The organism is Hymenobacter lapidiphilus (assembly GCF_003417065.2).
Taxonomy (GTDB): domain Bacteria; phylum Bacteroidota; class Bacteroidia; order Cytophagales; family Hymenobacteraceae; genus Hymenobacter.
Genome location: NZ_QVLT01000017.1, coordinates 42,452 through 61,123, shown reverse-complemented (window position 1 = coordinate 61,123; position 18,672 = coordinate 42,452). Strand labels below are relative to the sequence as shown.

At 60.3% G+C, this 18,672-nt stretch carries 12 protein-coding genes and 2 pseudogenes; 6 read left to right on the top strand and 8 right to left on the bottom strand.

All coding sequences use genetic code 11. The features are described 5' to 3' along the window. Positions 1-123: 123 nt before the first annotated feature. The 7 genes and pseudogenes from rpmI to D0N36_RS11590 form a co-directional block, all read right to left on the bottom strand. Positions 124-318 carry a 50S ribosomal protein L35 gene (rpmI, locus tag D0N36_RS11620; protein ID WP_092737641.1) on the bottom strand — a complete coding sequence of 65 codons (195 nt, stop codon included), beginning with the start codon at positions 316-318 and terminating at the stop codon, positions 124-126. A gap of 228 nt (positions 319-546) precedes the next feature. Continuing rightward, positions 547-1,104 (bottom strand): annotated as a pseudogene (infC, locus tag D0N36_RS11615) (translation initiation factor IF-3); the annotation flags it as partial. 200 nt (positions 1,105-1,304) lie between these two features. After that, positions 1,305-3,254 (bottom strand): threonine--tRNA ligase, encoded by a 1,950-nt coding sequence (gene thrS, locus D0N36_RS11610; protein ID WP_116941616.1) that lies wholly within the window; start codon positions 3,252-3,254, stop codon positions 1,305-1,307. 158 nt (positions 3,255-3,412) lie between these two features. Further along, complete coding sequence (locus D0N36_RS11605) at positions 3,413-4,534, bottom strand: tetratricopeptide repeat protein (protein WP_147320846.1); 1,122 nt, start codon at positions 4,532-4,534, stop codon at positions 3,413-3,415. 47 nt (positions 4,535-4,581) lie between these two features. Then, positions 4,582-5,499, bottom strand: a complete 918-nt coding sequence (locus tag D0N36_RS11600; protein ID WP_147320845.1) for a tetratricopeptide repeat protein — start codon at positions 5,497-5,499, stop codon at positions 4,582-4,584. Positions 5,500-5,649: 150 nt separating this feature from the next. Next, positions 5,650-8,391: a DNA gyrase/topoisomerase IV subunit A gene (locus D0N36_RS11595; protein WP_242478894.1), complete on the bottom strand. Its 2,742-nt coding sequence runs from the start codon at positions 8,389-8,391 to the stop codon at positions 5,650-5,652. 281 nt (positions 8,392-8,672) lie between these two features. Continuing rightward, positions 8,673-10,598 carry a DNA topoisomerase IV subunit B gene (locus D0N36_RS11590; protein WP_116941612.1) on the bottom strand — a complete coding sequence of 642 codons (1,926 nt, stop codon included), beginning with the start codon at positions 10,596-10,598 and terminating at the stop codon, positions 8,673-8,675. A gap of 193 nt (positions 10,599-10,791) precedes the next feature. Here D0N36_RS11590 and D0N36_RS11585 point away from each other — a divergent pair, with 193 nt between their 5' ends. The 5 genes and pseudogenes from D0N36_RS11585 (at position 10,792) to D0N36_RS11570 (ending at position 15,159) form a co-directional block, all read left to right on the top strand. Then, positions 10,792-11,979, top strand: coding sequence for an AI-2E family transporter (locus tag D0N36_RS11585; protein ID WP_242478890.1), 1,188 nt, complete (start codon positions 10,792-10,794; stop codon positions 11,977-11,979). A gap of 127 nt (positions 11,980-12,106) precedes the next feature. After that, positions 12,107-12,574 carry a PA2169 family four-helix-bundle protein gene (locus D0N36_RS11580; RefSeq protein WP_116941607.1) on the top strand — a complete coding sequence of 156 codons (468 nt, stop codon included), beginning with the start codon at positions 12,107-12,109 and terminating at the stop codon, positions 12,572-12,574. A 236-nt stretch (positions 12,575-12,810) separates the two neighbouring features. Beyond that, positions 12,811-13,313, top strand: a pseudogene (locus tag D0N36_RS19635) (3'-5' exonuclease); the annotation flags it as partial. Positions 13,314-13,541: 228 nt separating this feature from the next. Then, on the top strand, positions 13,542-14,414 hold the full coding sequence (locus D0N36_RS19630; protein ID WP_242478893.1) for a GIY-YIG nuclease family protein: 873 nt from the start codon (positions 13,542-13,544) through the stop codon (positions 14,412-14,414). Positions 14,415-14,730: 316 nt separating this feature from the next. After that, positions 14,731-15,159 (top strand): hypothetical protein, encoded by a 429-nt coding sequence (locus D0N36_RS11570; RefSeq protein WP_116941605.1) that lies wholly within the window; start codon positions 14,731-14,733, stop codon positions 15,157-15,159. Positions 15,160-15,301: 142 nt separating this feature from the next. Here D0N36_RS11570 and D0N36_RS11565 read toward each other — a convergent pair whose 3' ends face one another. Then, on the bottom strand, positions 15,302-16,909 hold the full coding sequence (locus D0N36_RS11565) for a hypothetical protein (RefSeq protein ID WP_147320844.1): 1,608 nt from the start codon (positions 16,907-16,909) through the stop codon (positions 15,302-15,304). 164 nt (positions 16,910-17,073) lie between these two features. Here D0N36_RS11565 and D0N36_RS11560 point away from each other — a divergent pair, with 164 nt between their 5' ends. Continuing rightward, on the top strand, positions 17,074-18,672 hold the full coding sequence (locus D0N36_RS11560) for a hypothetical protein (protein ID WP_116941601.1): 1,599 nt from the start codon (positions 17,074-17,076) through the stop codon (positions 18,670-18,672).

Sequence of the window (18,672 nt, the reverse complement as noted above, 5' to 3'; positions counted from 1 at the left end):
CCGCAGCTTGGGTTCCTACCGAACGCCTGGTGTGAGTTTTAATGGATAATCAGCAATCAGCAACTAAGAAGTACAAGCCTTGGCAGTTCAGCCAGTCAACCCTTCTTAATCAGCCATTCCTAATTACATGTTAAGCATGTCCTTTACGCGGTTCATGTCGGCCGAGCTAACCAGCGTGATGTGCGTAAGGTTACGCTTTTGCTTGGTGGTTTTCTTGGTCAAGATGTGGCTCTTGTAGGCGTGCTTACGCTTGATTTTGCCCGTGCCGGTCAGCGTAAAACGCTTCTTGGCGCCGGACTTGGTCTTCATCTTCGGCATTGTGGTGGTAGAAAAAGGTGAAAAATGCGGCGCCCGGCTGCCTAGGGCCGGTGCACCAGCGAAAAAACGGAGCAGTACCCCGCTGTAAGAGCGTTACTCGGCCGCCTGATCGGCAGCGTCGGTTTCGACCGGAGCCGTTTCCTTTGCTTCCGTCGCAGGAGCCGGGGCAGCGGCTTTGGCCGCTTTGTCGGTTGGCTTGGCCTTGTCAGTCTCCTTGGGAGCGACCTTTTTAGGGGGCGCTATCACTTTCGGAGCCAGATACAGGAACATGCGCTTGCCTTCGAGCTTGGGCAGCTGCTCTACCTTGGCCAGGTCCTCAAGGGCCTGGGCAAACTTGAGCAGCAAGATTTCGCCCCGCTCCTTGAAGACAATGCTTCGACCAACAAAGTGGACGTAAGCCTTGATTTTCGCGCCTTCCTTCAGGAATTCCTGGGCGTGCTTGAGCTTGAAAGCAAAGTCGTGGTCGTCAGTGTTGGGTCCGAAACGGATTTCCTTGATGACAACTTTGGTTTGCTTGGCTTTCAGCTCACGGGTTTTCTTCTTCTGCTCGTACTTGAATTTCGAGTAGTCGATAACCCGGCACACAGGGGGCGTGGCGGTGGGCGAAATCTCAACTAAGTCCAGGTTTTGGTCCTGCGCCATGCGCCGGGCCTGATCCGTGGGGTAGATGCCTTGCTCCACGTTGTCGCCAACGAGGCGCACTTCACGGGCCGTAATCTTATGATTGATTTTGAACGGCTCCTCGACCTGGGCACGAGGGATATAGCGGCGGTTAGGGGTAGCTATGGCGGTTTCTCCTTAAGGTGAAAGTCGATTTTGACTAGGACTATAACCACATCGGCCGGGGCCAATGAGTTCAGCTAGCGGGCAAATATCCGGCATTTTTTCCAAATCCTCACTAAAACCTATATAAAAAAAGGGCTCAGCGAGTAGAAAAAGGGCAATGTTGTTGGGCCCCGGTAAGTGGCCGGGCCCCAACAACACCGCTACCCGGCCGCGCCGTCCATCATGGCGGCCACCTGGCTTTCGAAGCTCTTGATGAACGAGTCGATAGGCATCGAGCCTACGTCGCCCTCGCCATGCTTGCGCACCGATACAATACCGTTTTCCTGCTCCTTTTCGCCCACAATCAGCATGTAAGGCACTTTCGACACCTCGGCGTCGCGGATTTTGCGGCCGATTTTCTCGTCGCGGTGGTCGACGGTACCACGCAGTTCGGCGCCCATCAGGCGGTCGTACACCTGCTGGGCGTAGTCGTGGTACTTCTCCGAAATGGGCAGCACGGCGAACTGCTCGGGCGAGAGCCAGAGCGGGAAGTTACCGGCGCAGTGCTCGATGAGCACGGCCACAAACCGCTCAAGCGAGCCAAACGGGGCCCGATGAATCATCACCGGCCGTTGGCGCGAGTTATCGGAGGCTACATACTCCAGGTCGAAACGCTCGGGCAGGTTGTAATCGACCTGCACCGTGCCCAGCTGCCATTTGCGGCCGAGGGCGTCGCGCACCATAAAGTCGAGCTTGGGGCCATAGAAGGCAGCCTCGCCCAACTCCGTCACGGTCATCAGCCCTTTCTCAGCGGCCGACTCGATAATGGCCCGCTCGGCCTTGTCCCAGTTCTCATCGGAGCCGATGTACTTGGCCTTGTTTTCGGGGTCGCGCAGGGAAATCTGGGCCGTGAAGTCCTTGAATCCCAATGCGCGGAACACGTAGAGAACCAGATCAATAACCTTGGTGAACTCCTCCTTTACTTGATCGGGGCGACAGAAGATGTGGGCGTCGTCCTGAGTGAAGCCGCGCACTCGCGTTAGGCCGTGCAGCTCGCCGCTTTGCTCGTAGCGGTACACCGTGCCGAACTCGGCCAGGCGCACCGGCAGGTCGCGGTAGCTGCGGGGCTTGGTCTTGTAGATTTCGCAGTGGTGGGGGCAGTTCATGGGCTTGAGGAAGAACTCCTCGCCCGGATTTGGCGTCTTGATGGGCTGGAACGAGTCGGCGCCGTACTTCTCGTAGTGGCCGCTGGTTACGTACAGCTCCTTCGAGCCGATGTGGGGCGTTACCACGGGCTGGTAGCCCGCCTTGATCTGGGCGCGCCGCAGGAACTGTTCCAGCTTCTCGCGCAGCATGGTGCCTTTGGGCAGCCACAGCGGCAGCCCCGCTCCTACTTTCTCCGAAAACGCAAATAGCTCCAGCTCCTTGCCCAGCTTGCGGTGGTCGCGGCGCTTGGCTTCCTCCAGCTTTTCGAGGTACTCAGTCAACTCTTTGGCCTTGGGGAAGGTGATGCCATAGATACGCGTGAGTTGCTTATTCTTCTCGTCGCCGCGCCAGTAAGCGCCGGCAATGTTGAGCAGCTTCACGGCCTTGATATTGGCGGTGTCGGGCAGATGCGGGCCGCGGCACAGGTCCACGAAGTTGCCCTGCTGGTAGAACGTGATGGTGCCATCTTCGAGGCGCTCCAGCAGATCCAGCTTGTAGGGGTCGGCCTTCTCCGTGAAGTAAGCAATGGCATCGGCCTTGCTCACCGCACGGCGCTCGAACTTGCTTTTCTGGCGGGCCAGCTCCAGCATTTTCTTCTCGATTTCCGGGAAGTCCTCGCTCGAAATGGTGCGGCCTTCGCCCAAGTCGATGTCGTAGTAGAAGCCGTTTTCGATGGCCGGACCGATGCCCAGCTTCACGCCGGGATACAGCGCTTCGAGGGCTTCGGCCAGCACGTGGGCCGAGGAGTGCCAGAAGGCCATCTTACCATCGTCGTCATTCCAAGTCAGGATGGCCACTTTGGCGTCCTGCTCGATAGGGCGGTGCAAGTCTCGTACTTCGCCATCGACGCGCACGCCTACGGCATTGCGGGCCAGGCCTTCGCTGATGGTGGCGGCAACATCGTAGCCCGTGGCGCCATCTACAAACTGGCGCACCGAGCCGTCGGGGAGGGTGATATTCAGCATAAAAAAGGGGACGTAATGGCTATACAAACAGCCGTGAAGCGGCAAGTTAGGAAGTTTTAAGCGGAGCTGTTTTCACATCCGGCACCCAAAAACCGGGTTTGCCCGCGACATGAGGCCCGCCACCCGGCTATGCTCAAACCTGAAACCCACCCAACTCCCTACAGCCCCGGCTTGTAGAAGTCAAGCGGCTCGATGGCCTCGACGGGTGCGGGGCGCGGCGTTTCGTCGACTACAACACCACGGGCGCGGTTGCCCACCTTCCAGACTTTGTAGCTCCAGCGGCGGTTACCGGGGTTTTCGGCCACCAACAGGCGGTACTGGTCGGCGGCTTCGGCCCAGAGGCTCTGGCTTTCGAAGCTTTCGGCCAGCATGGAACGGGCATCGGGCAGGCGCGGTGCGCGGCGCAGGGCCCGCTGCAGGTGGGGCACGGCCTGCGCGTAGCGGCGGGCCTTGTAGGAAGCCAGCCCCAGCCGGTAGTCGGCCCGGTAGAAGGTCGAGTCGAGTTGCGCCACGCGGGCATAGCTGCGCAGGGCCTGCTCGGGCTGATTCTGCAGCTCAAACTGGCGGCCGTAGTCGTACCAGAGCGGGGCGTAAGTCGAGTCCAGCTTCAGGCCCCGGGCGGCGTAGATAGCCGCCTGGTCGGGCTGCCGGTAAGCGTTGGACAGGAAAGCCAATTGATGCAGGATTTCGGGCTCGCGCGGGGCGCGGGCCACACTGGCGCGCAGGTAGTCGAGGGCCTGCACGGTATCCTGCAGCCCCACAAACGCCAGGCCCTTGTAGAATAGCGCGGCTGCCAGATCGGGTTCCTGCTGCAGGGCGCGGTCGAGCTGGTCGAGGGCATCCTGGTAGCGGCGTGAAGCCAGGTGCATCTCCCCCACCAGCAGGTTGAGCTCGGGCGAGGCAAAGCCGCGGCGGGCGGCCTGGTCGGTGGCATCGAGGGCCGCTTTAATGTAGCCTTGGGCACGCAGGGCGCGGGCTTTAGTAAAGTAGAACTGGCCCGGCGCGTCATCAAGCGCCAAGGCATGGTTGATGTCGCTCAGGGCAGCATCGGTCTGGCCGGCATCGAGGCGGAAAGCAGCCCGCCGGGCATACAGTGAGGCGTTGCGGGGCTGGCGGACAATGGCACCGTCGAGCTCCTCGGCCTGCACGCGGGGGCCGCTTGCTACTGTGCGCAGGTCAATCATGGTATCGGGCCGGGCCGCCGGGGTTGGCTCGGCACAGCCGGTCAGCAGGGCGGCCACAGCCAGCCCGGCAATTCCCCAAAATTGAAAAAACCGCACAGTCAGCACAAAAAGTAGGGTGAGCCGGCAAAGATACGTGCCGCTGTTCAGAGCAGCCGGCGGAAACGGACCTGCTGCCGGCGCTGGCGGCGGTTAAGCTGGTCGAGCAACTTCTGGCAACTGCGGCTGATAACCAATTCTTCGGCCGTAACGGGCGTCAGTTGCACGGCGGCCTGCAGTACAAACCGGGCGCGGGCATCCTGGCTGCGGTTGAGGTACACCCGGGCCAGATCGTAGGCCACCTCAATACGCTGGGAGTCCAGCTTGTAGGATTGGCGCAGGGCCTCAATGGCCAACAGCGTACTGCCCCCCGCCGGCATGCCCCCCATAAACAGGCGGCTGTAAACGCGCTCGGGCAGGCTATAGTGGTCGACGCGGTAGTGCCAGCGGCCCAGCAGCTGCCAAGCCGCGGCCCAACCGGGGCGCAATTCGGTGGCCTGGTACACATGGGGGCGCATTTCGCGGTAGGCCAGCAGACGGCTGCGCAACGGCTGAAGGGGTGCCTGGGCAGCCAGTACGCGGGCGGCGGCGTAATGACCCTCCGCTCCTTCGGGGCACACCACCAAGGCCCGGTTGGCGTAGAGGCGGGCGGCGGCGTAGTAGGCAAACCGGCGGCTCTCATCGGTGTAGCGACTGCCAATGCGCACGCTGAGCACGGCGGCCTGCCACAGGGCCTCGTAGGTGGCCGGAGCCTGCGCCAGCACCTGTTCGTAGCGGCTCAGCGCCTCCGACTCGCGGTAGGCCTTGAGCAGTTCCCCGGCTTCGGCCAGCCCGGCCTGCAGGGCAGGGTTAGCGGGCGGCGCTCCGCAAGGAGGCGCCAGAACGGCCGCTGCGGCCGCCTTTTCGGCCGAGGCACGTTTTGGACGGAGCTGGGCTTGGGCCGCCGGGCACGCCAGCAGCACGGCCCCAGTCACGAGCAGACTCAGCAACGCACAACGAACCAAGAGCAGACGAAAAACAAGCATAAACAACCAACAACCCGGCAGGCAGAATCTGCACACTAACGCAAAATTGCGCAATACCACCCAAATGCCCGAGGGGCCGAAAGCCGTGAGGGGAAGCAGCAACCTGCTACGGTGCTGCTTCCCCTCACGGCTTTCGGTACGTGGGCTGCCCTAGAAAAACTTCAGTTGCGACTTGGGCGTCTTGAGCAGAGCCTTGGCCTGGGCGACTTCATCGGCTGAGATATTGAATTCGTCGGTGCGGTCGGGCAGCGGCTCGTGGGGCGCGTTGGGGTCGGGCGCGGGGGCCGAAATAACGGCCGGAGCGGCCTTTTTCTTGGCCGCCTTGCGCTCGGGCTCGGGGCCTTCGTCGGTGAGCAGCGTAAGGGAGTGGAGCTTGTAGTAGTTGAGCTTGTTGCCGCGAGCCTTCCAGCCTTTCACGTCGATGAACTCGTGGAGCAGCAGCTTTTCGGTTTCGCGCTCGGCCTTCTTGTCGCGCTGCAGCTTCACCTCGGCGGCAGGTTCGGGATGGGCCGTGGCGACCAGCAGCTTGGAGCCTTTGGCTTCGCTAATAAAGATGAAACGGTTGGCCAGCGTGCTGGTTTCGATCCGGAAACGCTTGACGAAATGCATCTTGGTTTCGGCATCCAGGTACACGGCACTCAGCACCATCTGCGGGTCAAATTTGCGCAGCATCACCAGGTTGGCCACCACGAAGTCGATGGCCGGGTCGGGCGCCGTCAGCTCGTAGGTGCCGTCCTTGTACACGGCCAGCACGGTATCATCGGTGTCGAAGGTGCCCAGGTAGCGGCCGTGGCCGTTGGCGTTCAGGCGGCCCACCACGCTGTCGAAGAACATTTCGCGCCCGCCTAGCGTCGAGTCGCCCAACGATTTCTGGGTGATTTTCTTGATGGGCTGCTTGGTGACGATGTTGCCCATCGAGCCCTTGCCCTTGATGGCGAGGTCGGCAAAGTCGAAGTCGAACTGCTTGACCCGGGCCACCGCTTTATCGGCAAGCTGAATGGCCACGAGTTCCGACTCCGAGTTGGGGTTGGCGGTCAGGTAGAGCGTTTTGGTACCCTTGGTGCCCTTGGTCAGGTCGTAGGTTTTGTCGCGGGTGATGCCCGAAACCAGGAAGCGCTTGGCGAAGCTGATGCCCGAAGTGCCGTCCTGATACACCATATTGTACACCAGCCGGTCGTCGTTCTTATTATACACCCCGGCGTGCAGAATATCCTTGCCCACAAAGGTTTTCTCGGCAATGCGCGTCACCATGAACGTACCGTCGCGGCGGATGGCGATGATGTCGTCGAGGTCGGAGCAGTCGGTGACGGCCACGGCCTTTTCGTCCTTCTTGAGGCCGTAGCCCACGAAACCATCGGCGTAGTTGACGTAGAGCTTCTGGTTGGCCACGGCTACTTTCTGGGCCGTTACCACCGCGAAGGCGCGCAACTGAGTGCGCCGCTCGCGACCGGTGCCATATTTTTTCAGCAGGCCCTCGAAGTAATTGATGGCGTAGCGCGTGAGGTTGAGCAGGTGGTCGGCCACCTCGGCCAGTTCGGCTTCGAGGCGAGCAATCAGCTCATCGGCCTTAAAGCCGTCGAACTTGCTGATGCGCTTGATGCGGATTTCGGTGAGCCGCGTGAGGTCATCCTCGCTGATGGCGCGGGCCAGCACGATGCGCGTATCGTTGGGCTTCTCCTTCTCCCCTGCCACCCGCGTAAACTTCTTCAGACCGGCTTCAATAGTCAGCAGAATTTCCTCCCAGGTTTCGCACTCCTCAATTTTGCGGTAAATGCGGTTCTCGATGAAAATCTTCTCCAACGAAGCCGAGTGCCACTTTTCACCCAGCTCTTCCTGCCTGATTTCCAGCTCGCGCTCCAGCAGCCGCACCGTTTTCTGGGTGCTCAGCCGCAGCATATCTTCCACCGCCACAAAGCGCGGCTTGTCCTCGATAATAACGCAGGTGTTGGGCGAGATGCTGATTTCGCAGTCGGTGAAGGCGTAGAGCGCGTCCATCGTCAGGTCGGGGCTCACGCCGGTCGGCAGGTGCACCTGCACTTCCACCTCGGCGGCCGTGTTATCGACCACCTTCTTAATCTTGATTTTATTCGCTTCCGAGGCCTTCACGATGCTTTCCATCAGCGCCGTGGTGGTGGTGCCGTACGGAATATCGCGAATGACGAGCATGGTTTTGTCGGCCTTCTCGATAGTGGCCCGCAGCCGGATTTTGCCGCCCCGCTGCCCGTTCTGGTAGTTGCTCACGTCGGCCAGGCCGCCGGTCGAGAAGTCGGGAAACAGCTGGAACTCCTTGCCCTTGAGCACCGCTACGCTGGCCTGGCACAGCTCGCGGAAGTTGTGGGGCATAATCTTGGTACTCAAACCCACGGCAATGCCCTCCACACCCTGGGCCAGCAGCAGCGGGAACTTTACGGGCAGCGTGGTGGGCTCGCGCTTGCGGCCGTCGTAGCTCATCTGCCACTCCGTAATGTCGGGGTTGAACACCACCTCGAGGGCGAACTTGCTCAGGCGGGCCTCAATGTAGCGGGGCGCGGCCGCCGAGTCGCCGGTGCGGATGTCGCCCCAGTTGCCCTGGGTTTCAATCAGCAGGTCCTTCTGGCCCAGGTTTACCATGGCGTCGCCGATGCTAGCGTCGCCGTGCGGGTGGTACTGCATGGTCTGGCCGATGACGTTGGCCACCTTATTGAAGCGGCCGTCGTCCATCTCCTTCATGGCGTGCATAATGCGCCGCTGCACGGGCTTGAGGCCGTCTTCGATGGCCGGCACAGCCCGCTCCAGAATCACGTACGAGGCGTAGTCCAGAAACCAGTTCTGGTACATGCCGCGCACCGTGGCCACGTCGTGGATAGTTTCGCCGGGCGCAAACTTGGCCTCCTCCTCTTCTTCCGCCGACATTTCGTCTTCCGGAATAGCTTCGGGTTCAATGTTGACCTCCACATCGGCCCCAGATTCAGACAGGATTTCCTCGGTTTCGGCGGCATCGGTGCCACTCAACTCCACCGATTCGCCGGCTGCGTACAGCTGCTCGTCGGCGTCATTGGAGTTCATTGGGGTGGCCTGGGGGTTCGTTTCTTCGGACATACGGGGTGTGGCTCCGGGCCACGCTTATTTGTTCTTGTACCACTCTTCGGCGCCAACAGAAGCGGCGCGAAGGAATTTTGCATTCTCTAGCTGAACTAGAAGACTTGCGCCGCCTCGGCCTGCTCAATCGGCACTTCGGCCACGGGCAGCACATCAGAGGTTATCAGGTCTTTTTCGAGGCGCAGGTTGTCGATGATGAATTCCTGGCGGGCGGGCGTGTTTTTGCCCATGTAGTAGGTCAGGATTTGCTGCACTGAGCGCTCGGCCTGCAAAATCACGGGCTCCAGCTTGATATCTTCCCCGATGAACTTGCCGAACTCATCGGGGCTGATTTCGCCCAGGCCCTTAAAGCGCGTGACTTCGGGGTTGCGGCCAAGCTGGCGCATGGCGGCCTGCTTCTCGCCCTCGTTGTAGCAGTAGATGGTCGTTTTCTTGTTGCGCACCCGGAATAGCGGCGTTTCCAAAATGTAGACGTGGCCGTTGCGCACCAAATCGGGGAAGAACTGCAGAAAGAAGGTGAGCAGCAGCAGCCGAATGTGCATGCCGTCCACGTCGGCGTCGGTGGCAATAACCACGCGGTTGTAGCGCAGGTTCTCAATGCCTTCCTCAATGTTGAGCGCGTGCTGGAGCAGATTCAGCTCCTCATTCTCATACACGATTTTTTTCTTCAGTCCGAAGCAGTTCAACGGCTTGCCGCGCAAACTGAACACGGCCTCCGTCTGCACGTTGCGGCTCTTGGTGATGGAGCCCGAGGCCGAGTCGCCCTCGGTGATGAAGAGAGTTGTCCGAACCTCATCATCGTGCTTGCCATCACCGAAATGCAAGCGGCAGTCGCGGAGCTTGCGGTTGTGCAGGTTGGCCTTTTTGGCTCGCTGGTTGGCCAGCTTCTTCACCCCGGCCATGTCCTTACGCTCCCGCTCGCTCTGCTCGATGCGCTTTTTCAGGGCTTCGGCAATAGCGGGGTTCTTGTGCAGGTAATTGTCGAGGTGCTCCTTGATGAAGTCGAGGATGAAGCCGCGCACGGTGGGGCCATCGGGGCCCATGTTGAGCGAGCCGAGCTTGGTTTTGGTCTGGCTCTCGAACACCGGCTCCTGCACCCGGATCGAAATGGCACCAATCACCGAGGCCCGCACGTCGGACGCGTCGTAGTCCTTCTTATAGAACTCGCGTAGCGTTTTTACGATGGCCTCGCGGAAAGCCGCCAAATGCGTGCCGCCCTGGGTGGTGTACTGGCCGTTTACGAAGCTGTAGTATTCTTCGCCGTAGTCGTTGCCGTGGGTAATAGCCAGTTCCATATCCTCCCCTTTCAGGTGGATGATGGGGTAGCGCAGGGTTTCGGGGTCGGCCTTGCGGGAAAGCAGGTCGAGCAGACCGTGCTCGGAATAGTACTTCTGGCCGTTGAAGTGGATGGTGAGGCCAGCGTTGAGGTAAACGTAGTTCCAGATCTGATTTTCGAGGTACTCGGGGTAGAACTTGTAGTTCTTGAAAATCGACTCGTCAGGCTCGAACACCATCAGCGTACCATTGCGCTGGCTGGTTTTCTGGGGCTTGGGGTCGCTCGTGAGCATGCCCTGCGAGAACTCGGCCGACTTCATCAGCCCGTCGCGCACGCTCTGTACCAGAAAGTAATTGCTGAGGGCATTAACCGCTTTGGTGCCGACCCCGTTTAAGCCCACAGACTTCTGGAAAACCTTGCTGTCGTACTTGCCGCCCGTGTTAATCTTACTCACCACGTCCACCACCTTGCCCAGCGGAATACCCCGGCCATAGTCGCGCACCTGCACTTTATCTTCGGAAATCTTGATTTCAATGGTGCGGCCGTGGCCCATTACGTGCTCGTCGATGGAGTTATCGATAACTTCCTTCACCAGCACGTAAATGCCGTCGTCGTACGCCGAGCCGTCGCCGAGCTTGCCGATGTACATGCCCGGCCGCAACCGGATATGCTCGCGCCAGTCTAGTGAGCGGATGCTGTCTTCGGTGTAGCCGTGGGTGGCCACGGAAATCTGTTCTTCAGCCATGCCGAGGGGTTGCCATTCAAAAGTTGAGGTAAAATAACGCAGAAAACCGACCTTTTCCGCGTTTCATTTCGCTAGTAAAGTTAGCAAACACTGGGCAATTCTCCCAACCGATGCCCTGTTAAGGCTTACCGCAGCCCAAAAGCGTTTTTTCCCGGCCCATATACTGACCCTTCCTCCCAATAATATTAGTAAAATGAACTCTCCTCTCAGTCCGCATCGCCTGCCTACCACTACCCCACAGGCGCCACCCATTGTGAAGCAAGTAGCCAGCGTAAAGTTTGCATTCCTGCTGCTATCGGCCGTGCTGCTGGTGTACACGCTCCACAAGCTCGACGACATTCTGCTGCCGCTGCTGTTCGGGGCCCTGTTCACGCTGCTGCTGCTGCCCATCTGCCAGTGGCTCGAAGCCCATCGGGTACCGCGCATCCTGGCCATTATCGTGTGTTTGCTGCTGGTTATGGGCCTTTTTGCCGGCATTATTCTGGCCTTTGGAACCCAGTTGACCCAGTTTCAGGACGAGTTGCCCAAGCTGCAGGTGAAGATGATGGAGTTTTTTCGCGACGGACAGCAGTGGGCCCAGCAGAAATTTGGCTATAAACCCATGAGCGTTGACGATTTGAAAGAAACGACGATGAAAGCGCTTAAGAAGTCGGGTGGCACCTACCTGGGTACTACGCTGAACACCACTACCGCCGTGTTTAGCAATTTGGCGCAGGTTCTCATTTACATCTTCTGTTTGTTGCTCTACCGCGACCACCTGCGCCAGTTCATGTTTCGGTTTGTCGACCCGGACAAGCGTACCAGCGTGCTGCACACCGTCGATAGCATTCAGACTGTAGTGCAGGCCTACATTTCGGGCTTGTTCAAAGTGATTGTAATTGTGTCGATTCTCAACGGTATCGGACTGCTGGTGCTGGGGGTGAAATTCGCCATCTTCTTCGCCGTTTTCGCCTCGGTGCTGGCTGTTATTCCCTACATCGGCATCCTGATTGGCGCCACCTTGCCGGCCATCGTAACGCTGGTTGAAACCGGTTCGCCGGTACAGGCTGCCCTGGTAGTAGGCGTGTTTGTGTTCGTGCAATTCCTGGAAGGCAACTTCATTACCCCCATGATTACGGGCTCGCAGGTGAGCATCAACCCGCTGGCCGCCATTCTGGCCCTGATTCTGGGCAACGAGCTCTGGGGCACGCCGGGCATGATTCTCAGCATTCCGCTGATGGCCGTGATTAAAGTGGTGCTCGATGCCAATAAAGCCACCGAGCCCTGGGGCTTTTTGCTGGGCGATACGGCCGATGGCGATGACTCAACCAAGCCTGAATCGGCGGAACCCGGCGGACTTAAACGGCTCTGGAACCGGATGCTGGGCCGCGACGAAGCGTAGTCGGGCCATTGGCGCGCGGGGTGGGCCCCTAATTTTATACGTAACCCGACCTTGGCGCCTTACAGTATAAGGACACAGCTGCTGCCACCAAGGGCGGCACGTATCTTCTACCTTAACTTTCCCCATCATGGCTACTATCACCGGCGAAACTGCCCGCGCGTACAACGACCTCGTAGAACTCAACAAAACGGCCGCCAAAGGCTATCAGGAAGCCGCTGAAGGCGTCAGCAGCCCCGATTTGAAGGCCAAACTGAGCCAGTTCAGCCAGCAACGCGCTAAGTTTGCCTCGGAGCTGGGCCAGAACGCCCGGCAGTTCGGCATCAACCCCGAAGATGAAAGCACTGTTGAAGGTGCCCTGACTGATGCCGCTGCAGCCGTACACCGCGGCTGGATCAACATCAAATCGGCTATTACCGGCCAAGACGACTCGGCTATTTTGGGCGAGTGCGAAACCGGCGACGCCACGGCGCTCAAAGGCTATGAAACGGCGCTCAAATCGAACGAGCTGCCCGCAGAAGCCCGCAGTGTCATCGAGAAGCAGCACAGCGAAATTCTGTCTACCAAGAACTGGATTACCGGACAGAAAGGCCGTTAGGCCTGAACTGTTCGCTTACAGTTGTTCGCTTTTTTAAAGGAAGCCCGCCATTCGGTGGGCTTCCTTTTTTTGGGCCTTTAGCTTCCCGGTACGTCGGGCATGTGGTAAGGCTAATTCAGAATGTCAAAAGAAGGCCATGCTATATCTGATGTCTGCCTGTCGAAGCATGGCCTTCTCATTCGTATGACCTGATTTCTAAACAGCTTTGGAAAGTGCAACCTTAGCGCTGGGTATCTTTGTTACCAATCTGCTTAGCCAACCAGGCCCGGCTAAGTATCACCACCCGAAAGCTATCAGCTAATAGCTTTCAGCTAACAGCTCAAAAATACTTGTACGCCATCATCGACCTTGAGACCACCGGGGGCCAGCCGGCGCAGGACCGCATCACCGAAATTGCCATTTACATTCACGATGGCGAGAAAGTGATTGACGAGTTCAGCTCACTCATCAACCCCGGCCGGCCATTCCGTTCTTCATAACCCAGCTCACCGGCATCACCGACGATATGGTGCGTGAGGCCCCGCGCTTTCACGAAGTGGCCCGCAAGGTGGTGGAAATGACCGAGGGCTGCGTATTCGTGGCCCACAACGTGCGCTTCGACTACTCGTTTCTGAAAAAGGAGTTTGGTGATCTGGGCTACACTTACTCGCGCAAAACGCTGTGTACCGTGCGCCTTAGCCGCTCGCTTATGCCGGGCCAGCCCAGCTATAGCCTGGGCAAGCTCTGCCAGAACATCGGTATTCCGCTCAACGGCCGCCACCGCGCCGCCGGCGACGCGGCGGCCACGGCCATTTTGTTCGGGCGGCTGCTCGATATCAGCCAGGAGCAGGAAACGCCGGCCACCGCCCGCAGCCTGAGCCCGGCCGATGCGCTGGCGGTGGTGGACGCCAACGCTCCCTCGGGCCGCAAGCCGGCGGCGGCCGAAACGGCGACGCTCACCGCCACCAAAGCGCCCTCACCCCGCAAGATGAAGGCAGTGCAGGAGGCCATTAAAACGGCGTTGCTGCCCCCCAACATTACGCCTCAGCATGTAGCCGCGCTGCCCCACGAGGCGGGCGTGTACTATTTCCACAACGAGGCCGGCGAAGTAATTTATGTGGGTAAGAGTATCAATATCTACAAGCGTATTCAGCAGCATTTCGCCGTCGATTACAAGTCGCGCAAGAGTATCGAGTTCAAGAACTCGATATCGGAAATCACCTGGGAGCTGACGGGTTCGGAGCTGGTGGCGCTGCTCTACGAGTCGCACGAAATCAAGCGTCTGAAGCCGCTGTATAACCGGCAGCAGCGACGCTCGGTGTTTCCGGCGGGCATCTTCCTTCGCACCGACGATCAGGGCTACAAGCACCTCTACTATGGACGCGCCGACGACCACGCCGAGTCGCACCCCTTGATTGCGCTGGGCAACCAGTTCAAGGCCAAGGGCTTCCTGTTTCACAAGGTTTCCAAGTTCAACCTGTGCCAGAAGCTCTGCGACCTATACAAAACGCCGGGCGCGTGCTTCGACTATCAGGTACACCGCTGCCAGGGCGCCTGCCTGGGCTTGGAGCCGGCCGAGGAGTACAACAAGCGCGTGGAGGCGGCCATCGAGTCGTTTACCTACGAGCACGGCTCGTTTGTGGTGATTGGGGAAGGCCGCCGGCCCGACGAGAAGACGCTGGTAGTGGTAGAAAACGGCCGCTATCTGGGCTTTGGCTACGTGGATGAGACCTTCTCGGCCCGTCGCTTCGAGGACTTCCGCGACGCCATTACGCGCTACAACGACAATAAGGACGTGCAGCAGATTATCCGCCAGTACCTGCGCACCAAGCACAAGGATAAGGTGAAGGTATTCAGCTAGTGGCTGGCGTTTCTTTCGCTGTTGGAGTGGCCCAGGTAGTTGCCCGGTATGCCGAAAGGATTGAAAACAGCGACCCTGTACATACCGGCCGGCCCCAGGCGGCCTCCGGGTACGCAATAAATGCAGCCGGCTTCCAGTGGGCGGCAGTGGGCTGGCAAGCTACGCCGGCGGCTGAAGCAACATAAGCTTCTTACTATGCCCGATGTCCTCGCAGCCAGGCTAGCCGTTTGCGTGCTTTAGTACGCAAGCCAGCAGTCGGTTCAGCAAGCAGGCCGTATCTTTAACTTACTGAGTTGCTCCACTATTCTGTTTCTAGATGCCCGTCAATACCCTTGCGCTTTCGATTACCTTTCGTTCCGACCTCGACTTGCTCATTGTGCGCTGGCTTCGTGATGTAAAAAGAAGCGAGTTGCAGGAGGGCTACACCCAGGTATTACAGGCGGCCATCCAGCACCAAGCCACCTGCTGGCTAATTGATTCGCGCCGCCGCGTCCAGCCTAATGCCGAAATGGTGGATTGGCTGGCCCAGGAGTTTCTGCCCGAGCTAAGCTCAGCCCTCAACAACCGCCCTGTATACCTGGCCTGCCTGGTGGGCGCTACCTGGCAGCCGGGCAAAACGCCTGCTACGCCCTTGGCTGTGCTGGCGCAGTCCTCGTCTCTGGCTTCCAAAAACGAGTATCAGGTGCGACTTTTTAGCGACGAGGGCATTGCCACCAGCTGGCTTCAGCAATCAGTGAACAAGTAATTTTATCGGGGCGTTGCCCTGTTCTGGCAGGCAATCCGGAGCAGGGCCACCTATACGGCAGCGGCCCCATCCAGTCCCAGTCTCAGATGTGGTCAACACAGACATCTGAAACTGGGGCTGGATGGGGCCGCTGCCGTACGCACTAGTACAGCCGATGGCGCAGGAGCCAGCCGGCGGCGTCGAATTCGCGGGCCTGGGGCTGGTAAGCTTCGGTTTTGAACTTGCCTACCCGCAAGGTGTTGCCGTCGCCGCTTTCGTAAATGGTAAGGCGGCTTACGGGGCGCTTCAGGGGAACGGGCGATGCCTCAATCAAATCCTGGCCCGAACCGTCGTAGATACCTAGCTGGATACGACCGGTAGGCTCGCCGCGCAACTCGAAAGCATCGTTGCCCCCCAGCCCGAAGAGCTTGACAGAACGGGTTTCGGGGGCCGAAAAGGTGCGTTGGTGCAGGAGCGTATCGCCTTGGGGGGTGCGGCGCAGCAGCTGCACCCGCACGGCATCGGGGCCGGCGGGCTCCACCACAAACCGCTCGGCCTCGTCGGTGCCGGGCAGCTCTACGTCGCGGGCCAGCAGCTCGTAAAACCGGTTGGCTACGGCGGGCAGCTGGGCACGGCGGGCGCGGAGCTTACGCGTGAACTCGGCCTGGCTTAGCTCTCGTACTTCGGGCGGCCACACGGCCAGCGCGCGGGCAATCACGTCGTCCGACAACGCCACGGTCAGCGAATCGGCCACCTGCTGGAAATCCTCGCGGGTCAGGTAGGCCAGCAGCGACTTATCCATGGGCAGGGCAGCCCGGTTGAGTCCTTCCACATCGGCCAGCCTTATTTTCTCGTGGAAGCTCTGGTAATTGGTTTTCACCCAGCCAATCATGTGCGTCAGCAGGCCGTCATCAAACTTGAAAAAGGCGTGGTCCCGGTCGCGCGGAATTGCCCGATAGATGGTACCACCGGCCGAAGCCGGGAAGCTGGCCCAGCGCCACTGATCTTCGCGCCGGCTCCAGTCGCCGAGCCACATATCGAACAGGCGGTTGCGCAGGTACTGGCGGGCGTCCACCTGAAACCGGGAGCTGGTCAGCAGGTTGGTGAACACCTTGCGCGAACTTTCAACCGAAGCCGAGCGACCGAAGCTCGCAACCGTTGTCTGGTCGCCTTCGGGCCGCTCCTCAAACAGATACAGCGCATACCCAAACTCCTCCCTAAACTCCCCCAAAGCCGGGTCGTCGGCCACGTACACGAGGCGGGGGTTGGTGTGGTAGAGGCCGGCGGCGGTGGCTAGCGGCGCGGCAATGTAGGCTCCGAACGGATGGATCACGCTGGTCTGGTCCTTCATGATGCGGCCCACCGGGCCCTCGCGCAGCCCTTCGGGCAGAGCCCGGGTGGCATCCTTATCCACGGAGCGCAGCACGTACTCGCGGCCGCTCCGGTCTACGAGGCGTAGGTTCTTGGTCTGGAACGAGCCGCCCTCCTTGATGGGCGTCAGGCCGCCGGGCACGGCCGTGCGCAGGTTAAATACGGGTACCCGCACCGGGAGCTTCCACAGGTCGCGGTAGTGGGTACCCCAGAAAAAACGATGCACACCGCCCCGGTCGTATTGGGGGCCGGCCGCAACCAGCACCGTCGAGTCGGGGCCGATAACGGGGCGGGACGTAGAAGCCACGCCCGAAGGCTGGGCCGGAGCCGAGCAGGACAGCAGCAGCAGACTGCTGCCAAAGCCGGTCATCAGCCAGGCCGAAAAGGAGGGAAAAGACACAATATGAGAGAAGGAGAACCAACCAAGCGGCCGCCGCCAGGCGGGCCAACTACCCTTATAGCGCAAAGCCGGGGCCGGCGGTTGTTGCGAAACCAACAAGCCGCAACAAACAAGCCGCTACCAATTACGTAGCATTAGCCACTGCCGCGAACTTTCCGCCCTGCATGAACTATCGTTACGCCCTGCCATTACTGCTGCTGAGTGCCACCGCCTGCAGCCGCAAACCCTTTTTTCAGCCCGATGCCCGCGTGGCCCACACCACTCCCCTGCCGCCTACCGCCGATAGCGCGCTGGTAACGCCCGGCCGCCATTATCAGCGTGGGCCGCTGGGCCGCTTCGTGCTGGGCCCGCACTACCGCCGAGCCTGGGCCGAGCCAGTGACGCTGCCCATATTCCGGCCTGAGCGGCTGGCACCGGGCGGGCTGAAATTCGTAAAGATGGGCGGAGGATTTCAAACCACCAGCCTGACCATGGCCGATTCGGCGGGGCGCAGCTACGCGGTGCGCACCATCGACAAAAACCCCGAAAAAACGCTGCCCAAGGTTCTGCGGGCCACATTTGTATTCGGGGCCGTGCGCGACGCTACCTCGGCGGCTATGCCCTATGGAGCCTTTGTGGTACCGCCGCTGGCCAAGGCCGCCGGCGTACCGCATAGCAGCCCACGGCCCTACTATGTGCGCGCCGATGAAACCGGACTCGGACCCGATTCGAAACGGTTTCAGGGCCGGGTTGTATTGGTGGAGCGCCGGTACGAGGGCAAGGAAAATATTGACGGGCCGGTGGCCGGAGCCACCAACCTCGACGAATCGGAGGAGGTGCTGCCCGCCCGCTACGAAAATCAGCGCGACCAGCTCGACGGCGTGGCCTTCGTGCGGGCCCGCCTGCTGGACATGTGGCTCGGCGACTGGGACCGGCACGAAGGCCAGTGGAGCTGGGCCGCCTACCCCCAGCCCGACCGGCAACGGCGCTGGCAACCCGTTCCGCAGGACCGCGACCAGGTATTTTTCCGGTTCGATGATGGCTGGGCTTCGTGGGTGGTGAGCAAGGCTGTGGCCAAGTTCCGCACCTTCGGCCCCGGCTACGAAAGTATTGCCGGCTACACCCGCAACGCCTCGTTTATCGACAGCCGGGTGCTGCCCGCCGTGCCGCGCGCCACCTACCTGGCCACGGCCCGCGAGCTGCAGCAGCGCCTTACCGATGCCGTAATTGAGCAGGCCGTGCGCCAGGGACTGCCGCCCGCGGTGCACGCCTACGAGGGCCCGCGCATGGTGGCCGCCCTGAAAGCCCGCCGCGCTAAGCTGCCCCAGGTAGCCGACGAATTCTACCGGCTGCAGGCAAAGGAAGTAATGGTAGCCGGCACCGATGAGAAGGAGCGGTTTGTGGTAGAGCGCCTGAGCGACACGGCCACCGTGGTATCGGTGTATTCGCTGGAAAAGGTGCCCGCCGGGCAGTCGCAGGGCCAGTTGCTCTACAGCCGCAGCTTCGACCCGCGCGAAACCGAAACAGTACGCTTACACGGCCTCAAGGGCAAAGACGAGTTTCTGGTATCGGGCAAGGTGCGCCGCTCGCCCTTCATCGACATTTACGGCGGCCCCCAGGAAGACCTCGTGCGCGACTCCTCCCGCGTAGCCGGCCTGCGCAAGCGCACCCGCTTCTTCGACACGGACCGCAACAACAATTTCCAGCCCGGCTCCGAAACCAAGGACAAAACCGCCCACGATGTCCTCTCCCACGCTTTCGACCGGGACGGGTCGGGAAGGTAA